The 18,643-nt window shown below is 69.0% G+C and carries 17 protein-coding genes; 4 read left to right on the plus strand and 13 right to left on the minus strand.

What is annotated here, in order from left to right; genetic code table 11:
- Nucleotides 1-90: 90 nt before the first annotated feature.
- Entirely contained in the window at nucleotides 91-1,014 is a 924-nt protein-coding gene (locus ABTZ43_RS03585) for a formate/nitrite transporter family protein (RefSeq protein WP_056417653.1), read from the plus strand.
- A gap of 76 nt (nucleotides 1,015-1,090) precedes the next feature.
- On the opposite strand, the gene ABTZ43_RS03590 is transcribed toward ABTZ43_RS03585, so the two are convergent.
- Genes ABTZ43_RS03590 through nirB form a run of 5 tightly spaced genes read right to left on the minus strand, consistent with a single transcriptional unit; the run spans nucleotide 1,091 to nucleotide 7,014 of the window.
- Nucleotides 1,091-1,768: a sirohydrochlorin chelatase gene (locus tag ABTZ43_RS03590; RefSeq protein WP_056417657.1), complete on the minus strand. Its 678-nt coding sequence runs from the start codon at nucleotides 1,766-1,768 to the stop codon at nucleotides 1,091-1,093.
- Nucleotides 1,765-2,895, minus strand: coding sequence for a uroporphyrinogen-III synthase (locus tag ABTZ43_RS03595; protein ID WP_350537843.1), 1,131 nt, complete (start codon nucleotides 2,893-2,895; stop codon nucleotides 1,765-1,767). The genes ABTZ43_RS03590 and ABTZ43_RS03595 overlap by 4 nt, the downstream gene beginning before the upstream one ends.
- Nucleotides 2,892-4,127, minus strand: a complete 1,236-nt coding sequence (gene cobA, locus ABTZ43_RS03600) for a uroporphyrinogen-III C-methyltransferase (protein WP_350537844.1) — start codon at nucleotides 4,125-4,127, stop codon at nucleotides 2,892-2,894. The genes ABTZ43_RS03595 and cobA overlap by 4 nt, the downstream gene beginning before the upstream one ends.
- Complete coding sequence (gene nirD / locus ABTZ43_RS03605) at nucleotides 4,124-4,489, minus strand: nitrite reductase small subunit NirD (RefSeq protein WP_056417668.1); 366 nt, start codon at nucleotides 4,487-4,489, stop codon at nucleotides 4,124-4,126. The genes cobA and nirD overlap by 4 nt, the downstream gene beginning before the upstream one ends.
- A complete protein-coding gene (gene nirB / locus ABTZ43_RS03610; protein ID WP_502885316.1) occupies nucleotides 4,486-7,014 on the minus strand; it encodes a nitrite reductase large subunit NirB in 2,529 nt (842 codons plus the stop codon). The genes nirD and nirB overlap by 4 nt, the downstream gene beginning before the upstream one ends.
- Nucleotides 7,015-7,274: 260 nt before the next feature.
- On the opposite strand from nirB, the gene ABTZ43_RS03615 reads away from it, so the two are divergent.
- A complete protein-coding gene (locus tag ABTZ43_RS03615; protein ID WP_082539370.1) occupies nucleotides 7,275-8,639 on the plus strand; it encodes a DUF349 domain-containing protein in 1,365 nt (454 codons plus the stop codon).
- A gap of 60 nt (nucleotides 8,640-8,699) precedes the next feature.
- Entirely contained in the window at nucleotides 8,700-9,251 is a 552-nt protein-coding gene (locus tag ABTZ43_RS03620; protein ID WP_314095824.1) for a type IV toxin-antitoxin system AbiEi family antitoxin, read from the plus strand.
- On the opposite strand, the gene ABTZ43_RS03625 is transcribed toward ABTZ43_RS03620, so the two are convergent.
- From ABTZ43_RS03625 to ABTZ43_RS03660, 8 genes are all read right to left on the minus strand, one after another.
- A complete protein-coding gene (locus ABTZ43_RS03625) occupies nucleotides 9,238-11,487 on the minus strand; it encodes a RelA/SpoT family protein (RefSeq protein WP_253386110.1) in 2,250 nt (749 codons plus the stop codon). The two genes, ABTZ43_RS03620 and ABTZ43_RS03625, sit on opposite strands and share 14 nt — an antisense overlap.
- Nucleotides 11,488-11,555: 68 nt before the next feature.
- Entirely contained in the window at nucleotides 11,556-12,545 is a 990-nt protein-coding gene (gene secF / locus ABTZ43_RS03630; RefSeq protein WP_056417679.1) for a protein translocase subunit SecF, read from the minus strand.
- Nucleotides 12,545-14,290 carry a protein translocase subunit SecD gene (gene secD, locus ABTZ43_RS03635; protein WP_350537846.1) on the minus strand — a complete coding sequence of 582 codons (1,746 nt, stop codon included), beginning with the start codon at nucleotides 14,288-14,290 and terminating at the stop codon, nucleotides 12,545-12,547. The genes secF and secD overlap by 1 nt, the downstream gene beginning before the upstream one ends.
- A gap of 68 nt (nucleotides 14,291-14,358) precedes the next feature.
- Nucleotides 14,359-14,769 carry a preprotein translocase subunit YajC gene (locus ABTZ43_RS03640; protein ID WP_308208480.1) on the minus strand — a complete coding sequence of 137 codons (411 nt, stop codon included), beginning with the start codon at nucleotides 14,767-14,769 and terminating at the stop codon, nucleotides 14,359-14,361.
- Between the two features lie 73 nt (nucleotides 14,770-14,842).
- Complete coding sequence (gene ruvB, locus ABTZ43_RS03645; protein ID WP_056417689.1) at nucleotides 14,843-15,868, minus strand: Holliday junction branch migration DNA helicase RuvB; 1,026 nt, start codon at nucleotides 15,866-15,868, stop codon at nucleotides 14,843-14,845.
- The gene (gene ruvA / locus ABTZ43_RS03650) at nucleotides 15,861-16,466 is read right to left on the minus strand and encodes a Holliday junction branch migration protein RuvA (protein WP_350537847.1); all 606 of its coding nucleotides are present in this window, start codon (nucleotides 16,464-16,466) and stop codon (nucleotides 15,861-15,863) included. Before ruvA ends, ruvB begins: the two co-directional genes overlap by 8 nt.
- A 9-nt stretch (nucleotides 16,467-16,475) precedes the next feature.
- Nucleotides 16,476-17,060 (minus strand): crossover junction endodeoxyribonuclease RuvC, encoded by a 585-nt coding sequence (ruvC, locus tag ABTZ43_RS03655; RefSeq protein WP_149423003.1) that lies wholly within the window; start codon nucleotides 17,058-17,060, stop codon nucleotides 16,476-16,478.
- 45 nt (nucleotides 17,061-17,105) lie between these two features.
- The gene (locus ABTZ43_RS03660) at nucleotides 17,106-17,867 is read right to left on the minus strand and encodes a YebC/PmpR family DNA-binding transcriptional regulator (protein ID WP_045255064.1); all 762 of its coding nucleotides are present in this window, start codon (nucleotides 17,865-17,867) and stop codon (nucleotides 17,106-17,108) included.
- An 88-nt stretch (nucleotides 17,868-17,955) separates the two neighbouring features.
- Between ABTZ43_RS03660 and ABTZ43_RS03665 the strand changes: the two genes are divergently transcribed.
- Complete coding sequence (locus ABTZ43_RS03665) at nucleotides 17,956-18,642, plus strand: carboxylesterase family protein (protein ID WP_350537848.1); 687 nt, start codon at nucleotides 17,956-17,958, stop codon at nucleotides 18,640-18,642.
- The last annotated feature ends 1 nt before the right edge of the window (nucleotide 18,643 follow it).

Genomic DNA, 18,643 nt, shown 5'->3' on the forward strand with positions numbered 1-18,643 from the left:
ATAGACGTAACGTCGCACGTCGTCGCTCGAAACGCCGCTCGTCCATGCTCGTTCCAGCTGAGCATCCCGCTCTCGTCCCGTGGAGGTCATGTGTCGTACATCAAGCCCGCCGAGCTCGCCACCCGAATGGTCGACGCCGGCGCATACAAACTGCAGCTGTCCACCCGCGATACGCTCATCCGCGCGTTCATGGGCGCGGCTCTGCTCACGATCGCCGCCGCGTTCGCGGTGACGGTGTCGACGCAGACCGGTCAGCCGCTTCTCGGCGCCGTCCTGTTCCCGGTGGGCTTCGTGATGCTCTACCTGCTCGGGTACGACCTGCTGACCGGGGTGTTCACCCTCGGTCCGCTCGCGGTACTCGACCGCCGTCCCGGCGCGACGTTCGGATCGTTGATGCGCAACTGGGGACTCGTCTTCCTCGGCAACTTCGGCGGTGCCTTCCTGGTGGCGATCCTCATGGCCGTCTACTTCACATACGGCTTCTCGACCGCGCCCAGCGCAGTCGGCGAGGCGATCAGTGAGATCGGACACGGTCGGACGGTCGGCTATGCCGATCACGGTGCGGCCGGCATGCTGACGTTGTTCATCCGTGGTGTCCTGTGCAACTGGATGGTGTCGACGGGCGTCGTGTTGGCGATGGTGTCGGACAGCACGATCGGGAAGATCGTCGCGATGTGGCTCCCGATCATGCTGTTCTTCTACATGGGGTTCGAGCATTCGATCGTGAACATGTTCCTGTTCCCGTCCGGACTTCTGATGGGCGCCGACTTCACCGTCTGGGACTACCTGGTCTGGAACGAGCTGCCGACGGTCGTCGGAAACCTCGTCGGCGGTCTCCTCTTCGTCGGGCTGCCCATCTACTTCACCCACGGGCGCCCGAAGGCTCGCGTCGCCCGCGACGCGCGTGCGATGCGACGACGAGCGCGTCTCGTCACCACCGCTGCGTCGACATCCGGCGCCTCGGTGGCCGATCGGGAGACGACCGCTGCCGAGCTCGAGCCGACACGGGTCTGAGTCGCAGCACGGGGGCGGATGCGTCGGCATCCGCCCCCGTTCCGTGCGTGGGCGAGAGCCGCCCCGGGAGGCATGGTCAGGCGGTGTGGAATCGGTCGACGACCACGTCGGCGATCCGCACGTCGACGCCGAGTGGCGCAGACACCAGGTCGGCTCCGGACTTCCGGACCAGCCCGGCGAAGTACCCGGGAGCGAGCACGTGGCTTGCGGCGATCACTCGAGCGGCGCCGTCGCGACGAGCGGATGCCACTGCCTCCCCGATCCGGGGTTCGATGGCCGAGGCGTACCCGATGGTGATCGGAGCCGGAATGAGGCGGGCCAGGTGCTCGGCCGCCGCGGCGACATCGGCGACCGCGGCGGGATTGCTCGACCCCGCTGCGGCGAGTACGACATGGTCGCCCGGGAGCCAGGCGCCCGCGATCGCCGTGCGCAGTCGGGCTGCCAGCACCTCGGCGATCAGCGGATGCGTGCCCAGGGGCTCACCCTGCCGCACATTCTCGTGCGGGCGCACCGCATCTGCGATGTCGACGGCGGTATGGAAGCCGACGGAGAGCAGCAGAGGCACCACGACGACGTCGTCGAGGCCCCGCTCGTGCTCGATCACGTCGACCACCGTCGGCTCCTGCACGTCGACGAATGCCTGCACGACTCGTGTGCCCGGCATCCGCTGCCGTACGAGATCGACGAGATCCTCGACCGTACGTCGGCCTTCTGGAGAGTCGGTGCCGTGCGAGCAGGCGATGAGGGTGCTCATTCGGGATCCTCCACCGTGAGTCGATAGCCGCGCTTCACGATCGTCTGGATCACGCTCGCTCCCCCGAGCGCCTCGCGGAGCCGTGCGACTGCCATCTCGACGGCGTGAGCGCTCTCGCCACCGCGCGGCAACGCGAGTCCGAGCTGCTCCCTCGAGAGCACCCGGCCAGCGGCGTCGAACAATTCGCTCAGGACACTGGCGCCCGCGCGGGACAGCGGCACGAAGCGACCGTCGAGCAGCACACCGCCGCTGCGCACCTCCATGACGCCGGCCGTCGTGCGTACCTGGCGCGCGGCTCCCGATGCGAAGTGATCGACGACGCAGCGGACCAGCGAACCGAGCCTGCCGCGAGCCGCGATGGTGGTGTGCAGATCGGCGTCGTGGAGCGGCGACGCGGTGATCGGGCCGACGGCGGCGAGCAGCAGCCGCCCGCCCGCCGCCCGCCGACGGATCGCATCCAGAGTGCCCGCGCGACGCGCTGCTCTGACCCACTCCGCGGCGCCGGGCGCCGAGGTGAAGAGCACCGCATCCACCTCGCCCGCGCCCGCCTGCACGACGGAGCGGTGCACGATCTTCGGGTCGGGCGGCGGACCCCACCGGTAGACCGTGATGCTGACGACATCGGCCCCGAGCTCCGCCAGCAGTGCATCGAGGCCGTCGGCGCCCGCACCATGGTGCTGTATCGCGATGCGTCGGCCGACCACTCCTTCGGCCGTGAGGTACTCCCCCACTTCCGCAGAGGTCTCGGACTCGGCCACCCAGTCCGCCGTGAACCCGGCCTGCTGAATCGCGCCGTGCGCCTTGGGCCCGCGTGCGACGAACTGAGCGTCGACCAGCGCGGCCGCCAGATCCTCGGCCAGACCGTTCTCGTGCGCGGCGTCGATCCAGCCTCGGAAGCCGACGCCCGTCGTCACGATCACGATGTCCGGTGGGTCCGCGATGAGGTCGCGGGTGCGCGCGAGGAGGTCATCGTCGTCCTCGTTCGGGATGATGCTCAGCGCAGGAGCGCGGTAGACCTGCCCGCCTCGGCGTTCGAGCGCGGAGACCAGATCACCCGCGCGTCTGTCCGCGGCGACGACGATGGTGCATCCGGCGAGGGCCGGTGGAAGCGGGGCACGGGTCGTCACGCCGGAGCAGCTCCGATCACGGCCGGAGCCGGGAGCAACAGGTGTTCGCTCGCGACGTCGCCGATCACGATGACGGCCGGGTTGCGGAGTCCGACGGTGCGCGCATCCTCGACCGCGTGCTCGAGGGTCGTGCGCGTCGTGCGCTGTTGCGGCGTGTGACCGCTCTCGACGAACGCGACGGGACGATCCTTCGGCACCCCATGCGCGAGTGCGGATTCGACCAGTCGTCCGAGAGCGGCGACACCCATCAGGACGACCGTCGTCACCATCGTGTCAGCCATGGCTTCCAAGGTACCCGGCCCGAAGCCGCCCTGTCCGTTCACCACGTGGAAGGCGGCTGCCGTGCCTCGGTGCGTGACCGGGATGCCGGCCGCCTGCGGCACGGCGATGGCGCTCGAGATCCCCGGAGTCACATCCACCGGGATCCCGGCGGCGAGGCACGAGAGCATCTCCTCGCCGCCGCGGCCGAAGACGAAGGGGTCGCCGCCCTTCAACCGGACGACCCTGCGCCCGGCTGCGGCGCGCGCGACGATGATGCGGTTGATCTCGTCCTGCGGGACGGGGTGTCGACCGGGCTGCTTGCCGACGTCGATCACCTCGACATCCGGGTCGAGCCCCTGTGTGATCTCGGCCGCCGGTCCGAGACGGTCGATGACGAGCACATCGGCCTCGGCGATCAGGCGCCGCGCGCGCACCGTCATCAGATCGGCGGGACCCGGGCCGCCGCCGACCAGGTCGACCCGTCCGCTGCGGGCCGTCCGTCGGCGCCTCAGCGGCAGCCGGCCGTCGCCGGTCAGGTCGACTATGGCATCGCGCACCGCGACGGAACGCCGGGGGTCGGCGCCGATCGTACTGGTGACGCCGACCGTGACATCCCCGATCTCCGCCTGTGCCGTGAGCCTGGCCGAGCCGTGCTCGCCATCCGAGGCGTTGATGCAGAGCACTCGCTGCGATTCGCACTGCTCGGCGACCAGGCGATCGACGCGCGGATCCCCCGTCGCCGTGTGCACGAGCCAGGCGCCGTCCAGGTCCGCCGTACGGAACTCCCGTGGCTCCCAGGCGACCTCGTGACGCTCGACGAGCCGCGCGGTGTCGTCGTGCAGCAGAGGCGCGACCATCCGCGCACTCGCGCCCTCGGCGAGAAAGCGACGCAGCCGCTTCGCAGCCACCGGGCCTCCGCCGACCAGCAGCACATCGCGTCCGGCGAGGTTGACACCCAGCATCACGGTCATCGGATCTCCTCGATGTCGAACTCCACGTGGCCGTCGACGACGGTCACCTGCCACACCTGCAGAGAAGCGGGCTCCCTGCCCTGCGTGTCGAGGCAGGCACCGGTGCGCAGGTCGAAGACCTGCTTGTGCAGGGGCGAGGCCAGGGTCGGCGCCTCGCCCCTGCTCCCGACGATGCCGCGCGACATCACGTTCGCACCGCTGTACGGGTCGAGGTTCGACACGGCATGCACCGATCCGTCTGCCAGCAGGAACAGTGCGATCTGGCGCGTTCCGAAGAGCGCGGCACGACCACGCTCGACCTCGAGGTCATCCAGGGCGCACACCCGTACCCGGCGGCCGGTGGGCGGACTCGTGAGTGTCATCGCCGCACCTCCAGAGTCGTGCCTGCGATGAGCACCGCAGGGTCGCTGCGCTCTTCCACGGTCGCCGGACGCACCTGACCCCGCTCCGGCACATACGCGAGCGACGGGTCCGGGGTATCGGTCGCGTTCACGAAGGACTCGAACCGCCGCAGTTTCGCGGGGTCGCGGAGGGTCGCCGCCCACTCGTCCTCGTAGCGGTCCACATGAACGGCCATGGCGGCGTCGAGGTCGTCGCAGATGCCGAGACTGTCGTCGAAGATCACGGCGCGCAGCCCCTCGAGTCCACCGTCGAGCTCCACGCACCATCCGGCCGTCCGCTGCAGTCGGTCCGCCGTGCGGATGTAGTACATGAAGAAGCGGTCGATCGCGCGGATGAGCCCCTCATCGTCGAGATCCGATGCCAGCAGCTCGGCGTGCCGGGGAGAGAATCCGCCGTTGCCGCCGACGTACATGTTCCAACCGGTCTCGGTCGCGATCACGCCGACGTCCTTCGACCGAGCCTCGGCGCACTCACGCGCACACCCCGAGACCCCGACCTTGAGCTTGTGCGGTGCACGCAGCCCGCGGTAGCGGAGCTCCAGTCTCACCGCCATTCCGACCGCGTCGAGCACGCCGTACCGGCACCAGGTCGACCCGACGCAGGACTTCACGGTGCGGAGTGCCTTGCCGTAGGCCTGGCCGGATTCGAAGCCGGCGTCGACCAGGCGCTGCCAGATCTGCGGCAGCTGCTCGAGTCGGGCACCGAACATGTCGATCCGCTGGCCGCCCGTGATCTTGGTATAGAGGCCGTACGACTCCGCGATGCTGCCGATCGCGATGAGTCCTGCCGGCGTGACCTCGCCACCGGGCATACGCGGCACCACCGAGTACGTGCCGTCCTTCTGCATGTTGGCCATCACGTGGTCGTTGGTGTCCTGGAGCGAGGCGTTCTCGCCGTCGAGCACGTGCGCGCCCACCAGCACGGCGAGGATGCTGGCGAGAGCCGGCTTGCAGATGTCGCACCCTCGGCCGGTGCCGAAGCGCCCGATGATGGCGCTGAATGTCGACATCTCCGATACCCGCACGGCGTCGAAGAGCTGTCTGCGCGACATCGCGAAGTGCTCGCACAGCGCATCGGACGTCGCCCGTCCGAGCTTGGTCAACTCCTGTCCGACGATCTTCTTCACCGCGAAGAGACACGAACCGCAGGTGGCTCCGGCCTTCGTGCACGCCTTGACGGCAGCGGCGTCCGTGCAGCCCTCAGCGTGGACGGCCTCGCGGATGCGTCCGGCCGTCACATTCGAGCACGAGCAGACGACGGCCGATTCCGGCAGCTCGTTGTCGGGGAGGTCCGCACCACCCTCGGGGAGCAGATACGCGGCCGGATCGGCGCCGAGGGGTGCACCCACCAGCGGACGGAGCGAGCCGTAGGCGGAGGCGTCGCCGACGAGGATGCCGCCGAGCAGCGTCTTCGCGTCGTCGGAGAGCACGAGCTTCTTGTACACCCCGTTCACGGGGTCGGTGTAGACCACGTCGAGGGCGTTCGGGGTGACGGCCATCGCGTCGCCGAAACTCGCGACGTCGACGCCGGAGAGCTTGAGCTTGGCCGAGTCGTCGTAGCCGGGGAAGGTCGCGTCGCCGCCGAGCAGGCGAGTCGCCGCGACCTCCGCCATCGCATAGCCGGGGGCGACGAGACCGACGGAGCGGCCGTCGAAGTTGGCGACCTCGCCGATCGCGAGGATGTGCTCGTCGACGGTTCGACAGCGCGAGTCGATCAGCACACCGCCGGTGGGATGTACGTCGAGCTGCGCGAGACGAGCGAGCGAGTCCTGCGGGCGCACGCCGACCGTGAAGATCACGATGTCCGCCTCGTGCATGCTGCCGTCCTGGAACTGCAGTGCGGCCACTGCGCCTGATGCGTCGGGGTCGAGACGCGTGGTGCGCGTGCCGGTCCGCACCTCGATGCCCTTCGCCTCGATGAGGCGGCGAAGGATCGTCCCGCCCGCCAGGTCGAGCTGCGCCGACATGAGCCGATCGGATGACTGCACCACCGTGCATCCGACCTGCAGACCCTGCAGGGCCCCGGCGGCTTCCAGCCCGAGCAGACCGCCGCCGATCACGGAGCCACGGAGCTGACGGCCTAGCTGCGCCTGCCGACGCTCGACGAACCGGCGAATGGCTTCGACATCGTCGAGCGTCCGATACACGAAGCAACCGGGGAGCTCGGCGCCGTCGACCGCCGGCCGCAGCGCGTACGAGCCCGTCGCCAGGACGAGTGTGCCGTAGGAATGCTGCGCGCCCGACCGCGTGCGCACGCATCGCGACGCCCGATCGATCCCCGTGACCCGGTCGTCGCGGATGAACCGGACGCGTGGATCGGCGAGAACCCCGGTATCCAGCTCCAGGTCCGTGGCGTGCGCGCCCGAGAAGTACGAGGTCAGCCCGACGCGGTCGTAGGGGGCGCGAGCCTCCTCGCCGATGAGAGTCACGGTGCGGACGTCGTCGTCCGAGCGAAGCAGACTCTCGACGAACCGGTGCGCCACCATCCCCGCACCGACCACCACGACATCCGCCGATGTGCTGTCTCGAACGATCACGAGCCCTCCTCTGTCCGTGAAGCCGACGTTAGGCATCCGGTGTTTCGCGGAACGTCCGGGCGCCGTTACGCCGAGCGAACGTTCTGCTCACATCTGGATAACGCCGAAGTGAGCCGCTCCGTGCATCCCGGCAGCGCAGCCGTGCGCGTACTAGGCTGAACCCCGTCCCTTCCCCCCTCCCGCGGGATGACCGCGCAAGGAGAGCACTCTTGTCTGCCACCGAACCAACGAAGCCGACTCCGCCAGTACCGGGCCCGCCCGTACCCGGTCCGCCGCGTCTTCCGGCACCGCCACGGGCTGCCACGCCGGCCGCCGCTCCCGCAGCACCCGCCGCAGCTCCCTCGAGCGACGGCACCGAATGGGGCCGCGTCAGTGAAGACGGCACCGTCGAGGTGCGTGAAGACGGCGAATGGCGCGTCGTCGGCCAGTACCCCGACGGCACCCCCGACGAGGCCCTCGCCTACTTCGTGCGCAAGTATGACGACATCGCCTTCAAGGTGCGCACGCTCGAGCAGCGCCATCAGGCGGGCGGCGCATCGGCCGGAGACCTGGTCAAGCAGGCCGGTCACGTGCTCGCCGAAGCGACGGATGCCGCAGCCGTCGGCGACCTCGCCGGCCTGCGTGAGCGCCTGAACGCCCTCACCGCATCGCTCTCCGAGGCCACCGCCGAGGAGGCGGCGCAGGCCAAGGCGCTCGTCGACCAGGCGATCGCCGAACGCACCGCTCTGGTCGAACGCGCCGAGGCGATCGCCGCCCGCGATCTCTCGAAGGTGCAGTGGAAGCAGGTCACCGCCGAGCTCGGCGAGCTCTTCGACGCCTGGCAGGCGCAGCAGCAGAACGGCCCTCGTCTGTCGAAGGGCGTCTCGCAGCAGCTCTGGAAGCGGTTCCGCGACGCTCGCAGCACGGTCGACAAGGCACGCCGCGCGTTCTACTCCGAGCTCGACGACACCCACAAGACCGCTCGCGACGCCAAGACCCGCCTGGTCGAGCGCGCCGAGGCGCTGGCGCCGCGCGGCGTCGACGGCATCACGTCATACCGCAACCTCCTCGACGAATGGAAGGCTGCCGGCCGCGCCGGACGCAAGGCCGACGATGCGCTCTGGGCACGGTTCAAGGCTGCCGGCGACGCGCTGTACTCGGCCCGCGCCGAGCAGAGCGCCGCCGAGGAGGCCGAGTCCGGCCCGAAGATCGAGGCGCGTCAGGCTCTCCTCGAAGAGGCCAAGGCCGTCGCCGACGAGTCCAACATCAAGAGCGCCCGTGCGATGCTCACTCGCATCCAGCGCCAGTGGGATGAGATCGGACGCATCTTCCCCCGCGAGAAGGAGCGTGCGCTCGACGACCGCCTTCGTGTCATCGAGCAGGCGCTCAAGGCCCGCGAAGAGGTCGACTGGAAGAAGAACAACCCCGAGACGAAGGCACGCGCGAACGACATGAGCTCGCAGCTGCTCGAGGCGATCGAGAAGCTCGAGACAGAGCTCGCCGACGCCGAGAAGTCCGGAGACAAGAAGGCCGCGAAGGCCGCAGCGGATGCTCTCGAGGCTCGTCGCGCCTGGCTCAACGCCCTCGGCGGCTGACCTCTCCACAGATCATCCGCGCGAGCGGATACGCGGGATGCACCACGCCAGACTGGCGTGATGCATCCCGCGTTCCTGTATCTGCCAGGCGACCGTCTCACGATCCCCGAGCTCAGCGCAGCGCGGCTCGACGGCCATGTGGTCGAGCTCGGCGAGGGCTACATCCCGGCAGACCTGGTCGAGGACGCCAGCACGCGGGCGGCATCGATCGCGGATCTCGTGCCGGCCGACACCGCGGCCTCGGGCCCGACGGCCGCATGGATCCACGGCGCCGGCGACGCGCCGCCCGCGCGTCATCATGTGCGGCGGGCGGTTCTGCGGCGCATCAGGGCCATGTCGACCGCGCGGGTCGCCCTGCACGACACGTCGCTCCGGCCCACGGATGTGCTCGTGATCGGCGGGGTGACGGTGATGACCCCCGTGCGTACGATGGTCGACCTCGCGCTGAGCGTGCACCGCGACGAATCGCTGCGTCGATGGGTGCTGCTGCTCGCTCAGACCGATCCGCGCCTCGTGGCCGAGGCGATCTCCGCCCTCGACACCATGGGGCGCGTGCCGGGCAAGAGAGCCGGTCGGGGGACCCTCGACCGGCTCCCCCTCACGACGATGTGACGCGGTAGACGTCGTACACGGCATCGATGCGGCGCACGGCGTTCAGGATCCGATCCAGGTGCACGGCATCGCCCATCTCGAACACGAAGCGACTGATCGCGAGGCGCTCGTCCGTGGTGCTGACGGTCGCCGAGAGGATGTTGACGTGATGCTCGCTGAGCACGCGTGTCACGTCCGACAGCAGACCGGAACGATCGAGGGCCTCGACCTGGATCTGCACGCGGAAGACGCTCTTGGTGGTGGGCGCCCACGACACCTCGACGAAGCGGTCCTCTTCGCCCGAGAGCGCCTTGACGTTCGGGCAGTCGGTGCGGTGGACCGACACTCCGCTGCCCCGCGTGACGAAGCCGACGATCTCATCGCCCGGCACCGGAGTGCAGCACTTGGCGACCTTCACGAGGATGTCGGAGGCTCCGCGCACGAGAACGCCCGAGTCGCCGGCGCGCGGCTCCCGTGACGGCATGCTGCCCGGCAGGTCGATGGGCCCGGTGGCCGGATCGGTCGCGGCGACCAGCGCCGTGACCTTCTCGAGCACGGACTGCGTCGAGACGTGCCCTTCGCCGACGGCCGCGTACAGCGCGGAGACGTCTTCGTACCGCAGCTGATGGGCGACCTCGGCGAACGAGTCCTGACTCATCAGTCGCTGCAGAGGCATGTTCTGGCGGCGCATCGCCCGCGCGATCGCCTCCTTGCCCTGCTCGATGGCCTCTTCGCGACGCTCCTTGGTGAACCATCCGCGGATCTTGTTGCGCGCCCGGGTGCTCTTGACGAAGCCGAGCCAGTCCTGACTCGGGCCCGCGTCGGGGTTCTTCGAGGTGAACACCTCGACCACATCGCCGCTCTTGAGCTCCGACTCCAGCGGGACCAGACGCCCGTTGACCTTCGAGCCCATCGTGCGGTGACCGATCTCGGTGTGCACGGCGTAGGCGAAGTCCACCGGTGTCGCGCCGGCCGGGAGCCCGATCACGCGCCCCTTGGGCGTGAAGACGTAGACCTCCTTCGCGCCGATCTCGAACCGCAGCGAGTCGAGGAACTCGCCGGGGTCGGCGGTCTCGGCCTGCCAGTCCGAGATGTGCGCGAGCCAGGCCATGTCGTTGTCGGCGGCCCGGACCTCGGTCTTGCCGCCGTTCATCCGCTCCTTGTACATCCAGTGCGCGGCGACACCGTACTCCGCCTGCTGGTGCATCTCGTGCGTGCGGATCTGGATCTCGACGGTCCGCCCCGACGGGCCGATCACGGTCGTGTGCAGCGACTGGTACAGGTTGAACTTCGGCGTCGCGATGTAGTCCTTGAACCGGCCGGGCAGCGGGGTCCATCGGGCGTGGATCGCGCCGAGCACGGCGTAGCAGTCCCGCACCGATGCGACCAGCACGCGGATGCCGATGAGATCGTAGATGTCGTCGAACTCGCGCCCGCGCACCACCATCTTCTGGTACACCGAATAGAGCTGCTTCGGGCGCCCCACGACCTTGCCGCGGATACGGAGATCCCGCAGGTCCACATCGATCTCCTCGACCACCTGGGCGAGATACTTCTCGCGCTGCGGGGTGCGCTGCGCGATCAGGTTGTGGATCTCGTTGTAGATCTTCGGGTGCAGGACTGCGAACGAGAGGTCCTCGAGTTCCGACTTGATCGCCTGGATGCCGAGTCGGTTGGCGAGGGGCGCGTAGATCTCGAGCGTCTCCTTGGCCTTCTTCGCCGCCTTCTCAGGCGGCACGAAGCCCCAGGTGCGGGCGTTGTGCAGGCGGTCGGCGAGCTTGATGAGGAGGACGCGGATATCCTTGGACATCGCCACGATCATCTTGCGGACGGTCTCTGCCTGCGCGCTCTCGCCGTACTTGACCTTGTCGAGCTTGGTGACGCCGTCGACGAGCATGGCGACCTCGTCGCCGAACTCGGCGGTGAGGTCGGTGAGGGCGTAGCCCGTGTCCTCCACCGTGTCGTGCAGCAGCGCGGCCGCGATCGCCCGAGGTCCGAGGCCCATCTCGGCGAGGATCTGCGCGACCGCGAGAGGGTGCGTGATGTACGGTTCGCCGCTCTGACGCTGCTGCCCGGTGTGCTTCTCCTTGGCGACGGCGTACGCGCGTTCGATGACGGCGAGGTCGCCCTTGGGGTGGTTCGCCCGGACGGTGCGGGTCAGGTTGTCGAGATCGTTGACCCGTGGGGCGCGCGAGAAGATGCGGGGAACCAGTCGTCTCAGGCTCGATCCCTGCGACGACGTCTGCGGTTCCGCCATCCGCTCACCTCCGAATCACAACAGCTTACGCGTGCCCTGCGGGGTGCGGCCCCGCCGGGCGGGAACGGTCAGACCTCTACGGCGGCCTTCTCGCGGGATTCGCGGACGCGCGAGTCGCGCGCCGTGATCTGCGGCTCGTTCTCACGGAAGAGCGAGTACAGCGGCGCCGCGACGAACAGGGTCGAGTACGTCGCCACCAGGATGCCGACGAAGATCGACAGCGAGATGTCGGTGAGCGACTCGGCCCCGAGCCAGAAGGCGCCGATGAAGAGCACCGCTCCGACCGGCAGCGCCGCGACCACGGAGGTGTTGATGGAGCGCACCAGCGTCTGGTTGACCGCCAGGTTGACGGACTCCCCGAACAGCCGCGAGGAGTTCTCGCCGTCTTCCGTCGTGTTCTCGCGGATCTTGTCGAACACCACCGTCGTGTCGTACAGCGAGTAGGCGAGGATCGTCAGGAATCCGATCACCGCGGCCGGGGAGATCTCGAATCCTGCGAGGGCGTAGACGCCCACCGTGATGACGAGCACGTCGAGCAGGCCGAGGATGGCCGCGGCCGACATCTTCCAGGTGCGGAAGTAGATCGCGAGGATCAGGAAGGTGAGCGCGAGGAAGATCGCCAGACCCCACAACGACTGCTTGGTGACGTTCTCACCCCAGGCCGGGCCGATGAACGACGACGTGACCTCGGCCGGGTCGACCTTGTACGCCTCGGCGAGGGCGTTGGCGACCTGCTGGGTCTCTGCGGAGCTCATCTGGTCGGTCTGCACACGCACGTCGGTGCTGCTGACGATGGCGACCTTGGCAGCGGCGCCGGGGACCACCGAGCGGACCGCCTCCGCCGCGGTGTCCTGATCGGTGCTGTCCGGAGCCTGCACCGTGAACTGTGATCCGCCGGTGAACTCGATCGAGAACTGGATCGGGCGGATCAGCGGCACAAGAGCCGACCCGACCACGAGCGCGATCGCGATGATGAACCACAGACGGCGCTTCGCGACGAACGGGAAGGAGGTCTTCCCGGTGTACAGGTTGTTGCCGAACTCGTTCATGGAAGCCATCACGCGTCCCCCTCACTTCCACTGTTCGTGGGTCTGTCGCCCGCGAGGGCCTGCGCGCGCTTGCGCTCGGCGATGGTCTGTCGGCGCTCTGCCTCGCCTCGGGCCCGAGAGTTCTTGGCGCCACGTCCCGCGGACGTGTCGACCGAGCGGAACTGGGCTCGTCCGCGATACACGGCGCCCAGCGCCTCGGGGTCGAGTCCGGACAGCTTGTGCCCGCCGCCGAAGAACCGGGTGCGCGCGAGCAGCTGCATCACCGGGTGCGTGAAGATGACGAAGATCAGGACGTCGATCACGGTCGTGAGCCCCAGCGTGAACGCGAAGCCCTTCACCGTGGAGTCGGCGAGGATGTACAGCACCACGGCGGCGAGGACGTTGATCGACTTGGAGATGTAGATCGTGCGCTTGGCGCGTCCCCAGCCGTCCTCCACCGCCGAGGTGATCGACTTGCCGTCGCGCAGCTCGTCGCGGATGCGTTCGAAGTAGACGATGAACGAGTCGGCGGTGAATCCGATCGACACGATCAGACCCGCGACACCGGCCAGCGAGAGCCGGAAGCCGAGTCGCCACGCCAGGATGCTGATCACGATGTAGGTCAGTACCGCCATCACGGCGATCGAGGCGATGATCACGGAGCCGAGGGCGCGATAGACGATGAGCGAGTAGATCGCCACGAGTGCGAGTCCGATCAGACCCGCGATGAGACCGACCTGCAGCTGCTGCGTGCCGAGCGTCGCAGACACCGTGTCATCGCTCTGCACGGCGAAGCTCAACGGCAGCGCACCGAACTTGAGCTGGTCGGCGAGCGTGGTGGCCGTCTCCTGCGTGAAGCTGCCCGAGATGCTCGGACGACCGTCGAGGATCTGTCCGTTCATCGTCGGGGCCGAGATGACCGACCCGTCGAGCACGAACGCGAACCGGTCACGCGGCGTCTGGCCGTCGATGCGGTTCTGGTTCAGGCGCGTGCTGACCTTGCCGAATGCATCGGCGCCGTCGGCGTTCATCGTCAGCTGCACGGTCCAGGCGCCGGACTGCGGATCGCGGCCGGCGACCGCGTTGTCGATCGCGGTGCCGGTGAGTTCGGTCGGACCGAGGATGTACTTCTCCGCACCCGTGGGGTCGCAGGCGATGAGCGGCTGATCCTGCGGGCCCTTCGAGGCGTCGTTCCCCGGTGCGGCGCAGTCGTACGCCAGGAACTCCGCCTGGAGCTTCGGGGTGACCCATGACACGTCGCTGCCGTCGGTCGGCGCCGGTGTGGGCGTGGCCGCGAGGTTCGGGTCGGGCGTCGGGTACGGCGTCTCCGTGCCGTCCTCGCCCACGAACGACGTGGCGGCTGCGCCCGTGTAGAGCACCGCGCGGAACTCCAGCTGCGCGCTGGACTGGATCCGGTCGCGTGTCTGCTGGTCGGCGACACCGGGGATCTGCACCACGATGTTGCGACCGCCCTCGGTCGTGATGTCGGCTTCCGCGACTCCCGACGCGTCGACGCGCTGGCGGATGATCGCCGCGGCCTGGTCGAGCTGCTCGCCCGACGGCGCGGCGCCGTCTTCGGTCTCGGCGCTCAGGACGATCTGGGTGCCGCCCTGCAGGTCGAGAGCGAGCTCAGGTGCCCACGAACTCGCCGGATCGCCGTTGGCGTCCTTCATGACATAGACGCCCAGCGCGTTGACGCCGAACAGGACTCCCGTCACCAGGAGCAGGCCCAGAAGGACCCGCCAGGCGTGACGGACCGGGGAAGAAGTGGCCACGTGTGATCAGCTTTCTTGGATGCCGGTCGAGGATGCCGGGCTGTCGATGTGGTGCGGCGGAACGGGGATTACTTGTCGTCGGCGTCGCGCTCGAGGCGACGACGGGTCTCCTCGGGGGTCTCGACCGCGGCTGCGCCATCGACGACAGGTGCGTCGAGGACGACGGCGGGAGCATCCATGTCGTCGACGACGACGACGTCGTCCTTCGGCTCGACGATGCGAAGGATCGCCTGGCTGTGCACCTCGATGACGGTGCCCGGTGCGATCTCGACGAGAGCGGGCGAGTCGAGGTCCTCGTGGTCGTACGCGACGATCGTGCCGTAGATGCCGCCCTGGAGGAGCACCTTCACGCCGGGGACGGTCTTGGTGGCCTTCTCCTCCTGCTCCGCCTTCATCTGCTTCTGGCGCTTGCGGCCGTTGACGAACATGAACACGACGAGGACGGCGAGAAGGCCGAACAGCAGGATTTCCATGGGCATGGCGGGGATGGGCCTTTCTCAGGTGCGCGCACCAGAGAGCGGGCGCGCAGATTATCGGGGAAGTCTCCAGCGATTATAGGTCATCCAGGCGAAGCGCCCCGTCCGGATGCGCCACGCCGAGATGCGCGTAGGCCTCCGGCATCGCCACACGGCCACGTGGCGTCCGGCCGAGGAACCCGATGCGCACCAGGTACGGCTCGACGACGCTCTCGACCGTCTCGCCCTCCTCGCCCACCGCCACGGCGAGGGTGCTGAGTCCGACGGGACCACCGCGGAAACGTCGCACGAGGGCCTCGAGAACCGCCCTGTCGAGCCTGTCGAGCCCGATCGGGTCGACGTCGTAGAGCTCGAGCGCCGCGCGGACGCCTTCGAGCGTCGCCGCGCCGCCGCCGTGCACGAGCGCGTAGTCGCGCACGCGTCGCAGCAGCCGGTTCGCGATGCGCGGTGTGCCGCGCGAGCGCCGCGCGATCTCCGAGAGGGAATCGTGCGGGAGGTCGACACCGAGCATCAGAGCGGACCGGGCGATGACCTGCTCCAGTTCCGGCTCGTCGTAGAACTCGAGGTGGCCGGTGAAGCCGAAGCGATCGCGCAGCGGATTCGGCAGCAGCCCCGAACGCGTGGTCGCCCCGACGAGTGTGAAGGGCGAGAGGTCCAGCGGGATGCTCGTCGCTCCGGCGCCCTTGCCCACCATGATGTCGATGCGGAAGTCCTCCATCGCGAGGTACAGCATCTCCTCGGCGGAGCGAGCCATGCGATGGATCTCATCGATGAAGAGCACCTCGCCCGGGACCAGGCTCGACAGCAGCGCCGCGAGGTCGCCCGCGTGCTGGATCGCCGGGCCGCTGGAGAGCCGCAGCGGCCGCTCGCTCTCATGCGCGACGATCATCGCGAGCGTCGTCTTGCCGAGTCCGGGGGGTCCCGCCAGGAGGATGTGGTCGGGCGGCCGGTTCTGGATGCGTGCGGCGTCGAGCAGCAGCTGCAGCTGACCGCGCACCTTCTGCTGGCCGACGAACTCGCCGAGACTGGTGGGGCGCAGTGCGCCCTCGATCGCGAGCTCGGTGTCGTCGGAGGGCTCCGAGGCGTCGCGGGCGTCAGACACGGGCCGGCCCCAGCAGCGCCAGCGTGCGTCGCAGCAGCGGCGCCACGGCGTCGCGTTCGACGTCGGTCGCCTCGGCGGCGGTCTGCGCAGCCGCCTCGGCGGCGACCCTCTCCGACCATCCGAGTCCGACCAGCGCCGCGGTGACCTGGTCGACGACGTCGACAGGTCCGCTCGTGGTCTGCGTCGATGCCGCACCCACCGGGTGCACCTTGCCGGCGAGCTGCAGCACGATGAGCTTGGCCGTCTTGGGTCCGATACCCGAGACGCGTCGGAAGGGCGCGTCATCCTCACCCGTCACGGCATCGGCGATCTGGTCGACGGTGAGGTGCGAGAGCACCCCGAGCGCGGACTTCGGCCCCACCCCGGTCACGCTGATCAGCAGACCGAAGATCTCCAGCTCGCTGCGATCGGCGAATCCGTAGAGCGAGAGCGCGTCCTCGCGCACGATGAGGCTGGTGTGCAGCAGCAGCTTCTCGCCCACCGTCGCTGTGTGGGCGACATCCGCGGGCACCGCGACGGAGAAGCCCACGCCGCCGACGTCGATGATGACCTGATCGGCGGTCGAGTGGAGGACGGCGCCGTGCAGCGAGGAGATCATCGCTCCAGCCTACGCACCGGGTCGTAGATATGTTCGAGCGACACGCTCCGCGTCCGCCCACGCCCGCTGGGCCGGGGTGAGCGCCCCCTGGCCCGGAGCCCCCGCGGCCCCGCGGCGCCAGGCGTGGCAGAGGGCGATGGCCAGGGCGTCCGCGGCATCCGCCGGCTGCGGCGGCGCGTCGAGGCGGAGGATCCGGGCGATCATCGCCTGCACCTGCCGCTTGTCGGCCGAGCCGTAGCCGGTCACGGCGGCCTTGACCTCGCTCGGGGTGTGCGTGGCCGCAGGCAGGCCGGCCTCCGCCGCGAGCAGCAGCGCGACGCCGCTCGCCTGCGCGGTGCCCATCACGGTGTGGGTGTTCTGCTGCGCGAACACTCGCTCGACGGCCACGGCATCCGGGCTGTGCGCGGCGATCACGTCGCGGATGCCCGCGGCCACGATCGCGAGTCGCTCGCCGATCGGCAGATCCGGGTCCGAGCGGATGACCCCGACATGCACGAGTGTGCCGCGTCGCGCCCGATCGACATCCACGACGCCGACGCCGCACCGGGTCAGACCGGGGTCGATGCCGAGCACGCGGAGCGAGGAGGAGGTCACTCCCCCAGGCTATTCGTCGCCCCGCGTCCCGACGTCTCGGCGCGCCTAGGCGTCGTCGTTCTCGAGCTCGGACTGCACCTCGGCGGTGAGGTCGAAGTTGGTGAAGACGTTCTGCACGTCCTCGCTGTCCTCCAGCGCGTCGATGAGACGGAAGATCTTGCGCGCGGTGTCGGCATCGATCTCGACCTTGAGGTTCGGCACGAACTCGATGTCGGCCGACTCGTAGTCGATGCCCGCATCCTGCAGGGCGCTGCGGACCGCGACCAGGTCGGTGGCCTCGGTGACGATCTCGAAGCCCTCGGCGTGCGGCTCGATCTCCTCGGCGCCGGCCTCGAGAGCCGCCATCATCACGTCATCCTCGGTGGTCCCCTCGGAGCCGACCACGATGACGCCCTTGCGGCTGAAGTTGTACGCGACGCTGCCGGGGTCGGCGAGCGTGCCGCCGTTGCGGCTGAGTGCGGTGCGCACCTCGGCCGCTGCCCTGTTCTTGTTGTCGGTCAGACATTCGATCATCAGGGCGACGCCGTTGGGTCCGTAGCCCTCGTACATGATCGAGGTGTACTCGACGGCCTCGCCGCCGATGCCCGCTCCGCGCTTCACCGCGCGGTCGATGTTGTCCTTCGGGACGGACGTCTTCTTCGCCTTCTGCACGGCGTCGAACAGCGTCGGGTTCCCCTGCAGGTCCGCCCCGCCGAGCTTGGCGGCGACCTCGATGTTCTTGATGAGCTTGGCCCAGGACTTGGCGCGCCTGGAGTCGATGATGGCCTTCTTGTGCTTCGTGGTGGCCCACTTGGAATGCCCGGACATATGTCTCCGCTCGTCGTATCCGCCCAGAAGCTCGCACCCAGGGCATCGTCTATTCTAACGAACTGCGCGAGTGGCGCAGGATGGAGATATGCGCAGATCCCGACACATCACCCCGACCGTCCGCTCCTCCGACGTCAGGGACGGCGAGCAGACACCGGCCGATACCCTGCGGTACCTGATCCATCTGCCGGAGGATTACGATGCCGACCCGGACAGACGCTGGCCGCTCGTGCTGTTCCTGCACGGTGCGGGCGAGCGCGGCTCCGAGCTCGATCTCGCCGCGGTCCACGGCCCCCCGAAGCTGGCGGATGCCGGCCACGAGTTCCCGTTCGTGCTCGTCACGCCCCAGTGCCCCGAGTCGAGTCAGTGGATCGCGGAGTTCTCGACGCTGTCCGGGCTGCTGGACGAGGTCATGGAGGCGCACCGGATCGATCCCGCGCGCGTGGCGGTGACCGGCCTCAGCATGGGTGGATATGGGACCTGGAGCCTGGCGGTACGGTATCCCGATCGATTCGCCGCGATCGCGCCGATCTGCGGGGGCATGTGGCTGCAGAGCGCCGCACCGCTGCAGAACACCCCGGTCTGGGCGTTCCACGGCGACGCCGACGATGTCGTTCCGATCTCCGCCACGGAGCAGATCGTGACCGAGCTCCGGTCCGTCGGCGCCGACGTGCGGTTCACGCGATATCCGGGCGTTGGCCACGATTCGTGGACCGAGACGTATGAGAACCCGGAGTTCTACGACTGGATGCTGTCCCACCGCCGCCCCCGCTGAC

The sequence above is a fragment of the Microbacterium sp. NPDC097977 genome, assembly GCF_040302605.1.
Taxonomy (GTDB): Bacteria; Actinomycetota; Actinomycetes; order Actinomycetales; family Microbacteriaceae; genus Microbacterium.

Bases quoted from the DNA above. Each gene is read 5' to 3' on its own strand.
- nirD (WP_056417668.1), bottom strand. From the start codon at position 4,489: ATGACACTCACGAGTCCGCCCACCGGCCGCCGGGTACGGGTGTGCGCC.
- nirB (WP_502885316.1), bottom strand. From the start codon at position 7,014: ATGGTGGCGCACCGGTTCGTCGAGAGTCTGCTTCGCTCGGACGACGAC.
- ABTZ43_RS03625 (WP_253386110.1), bottom strand. From the start codon at position 11,487: ATGGCGGAACCGCAGACGTCGTCGCAGGGATCGAGCCTGAGACGACTG.
- ruvA (WP_350537847.1), bottom strand. From the start codon at position 16,466: ATGATCTCCTCGCTGCACGGCGCCGTCCTCCACTCGACCGCCGATCAG.
- cobA (WP_350537844.1), bottom strand. From the start codon at position 4,127: ATGACCGTGATGCTGGGTGTCAACCTCGCCGGACGCGATGTGCTGCTG.
- ABTZ43_RS03660 (WP_045255064.1), bottom strand. From the start codon at position 17,867: ATGTCCGGGCATTCCAAGTGGGCCACCACGAAGCACAAGAAGGCCATC.
- ABTZ43_RS03620 (WP_314095824.1), top strand. From the start codon at position 8,700: ATGCATCCCGCGTTCCTGTATCTGCCAGGCGACCGTCTCACGATCCCC.
- secF (WP_056417679.1), bottom strand. From the start codon at position 12,545: ATGGCTTCCATGAACGAGTTCGGCAACAACCTGTACACCGGGAAGACC.
- ABTZ43_RS03590 (WP_056417657.1), bottom strand. From the start codon at position 1,768: ATGAGCACCCTCATCGCCTGCTCGCACGGCACCGACTCTCCAGAAGGC.
- ABTZ43_RS03640 (WP_308208480.1), bottom strand. From the start codon at position 14,769: ATGCCCATGGAAATCCTGCTGTTCGGCCTTCTCGCCGTCCTCGTCGTG.
- ABTZ43_RS03665 (WP_350537848.1), top strand. From the start codon at position 17,956: ATGCGCAGATCCCGACACATCACCCCGACCGTCCGCTCCTCCGACGTC.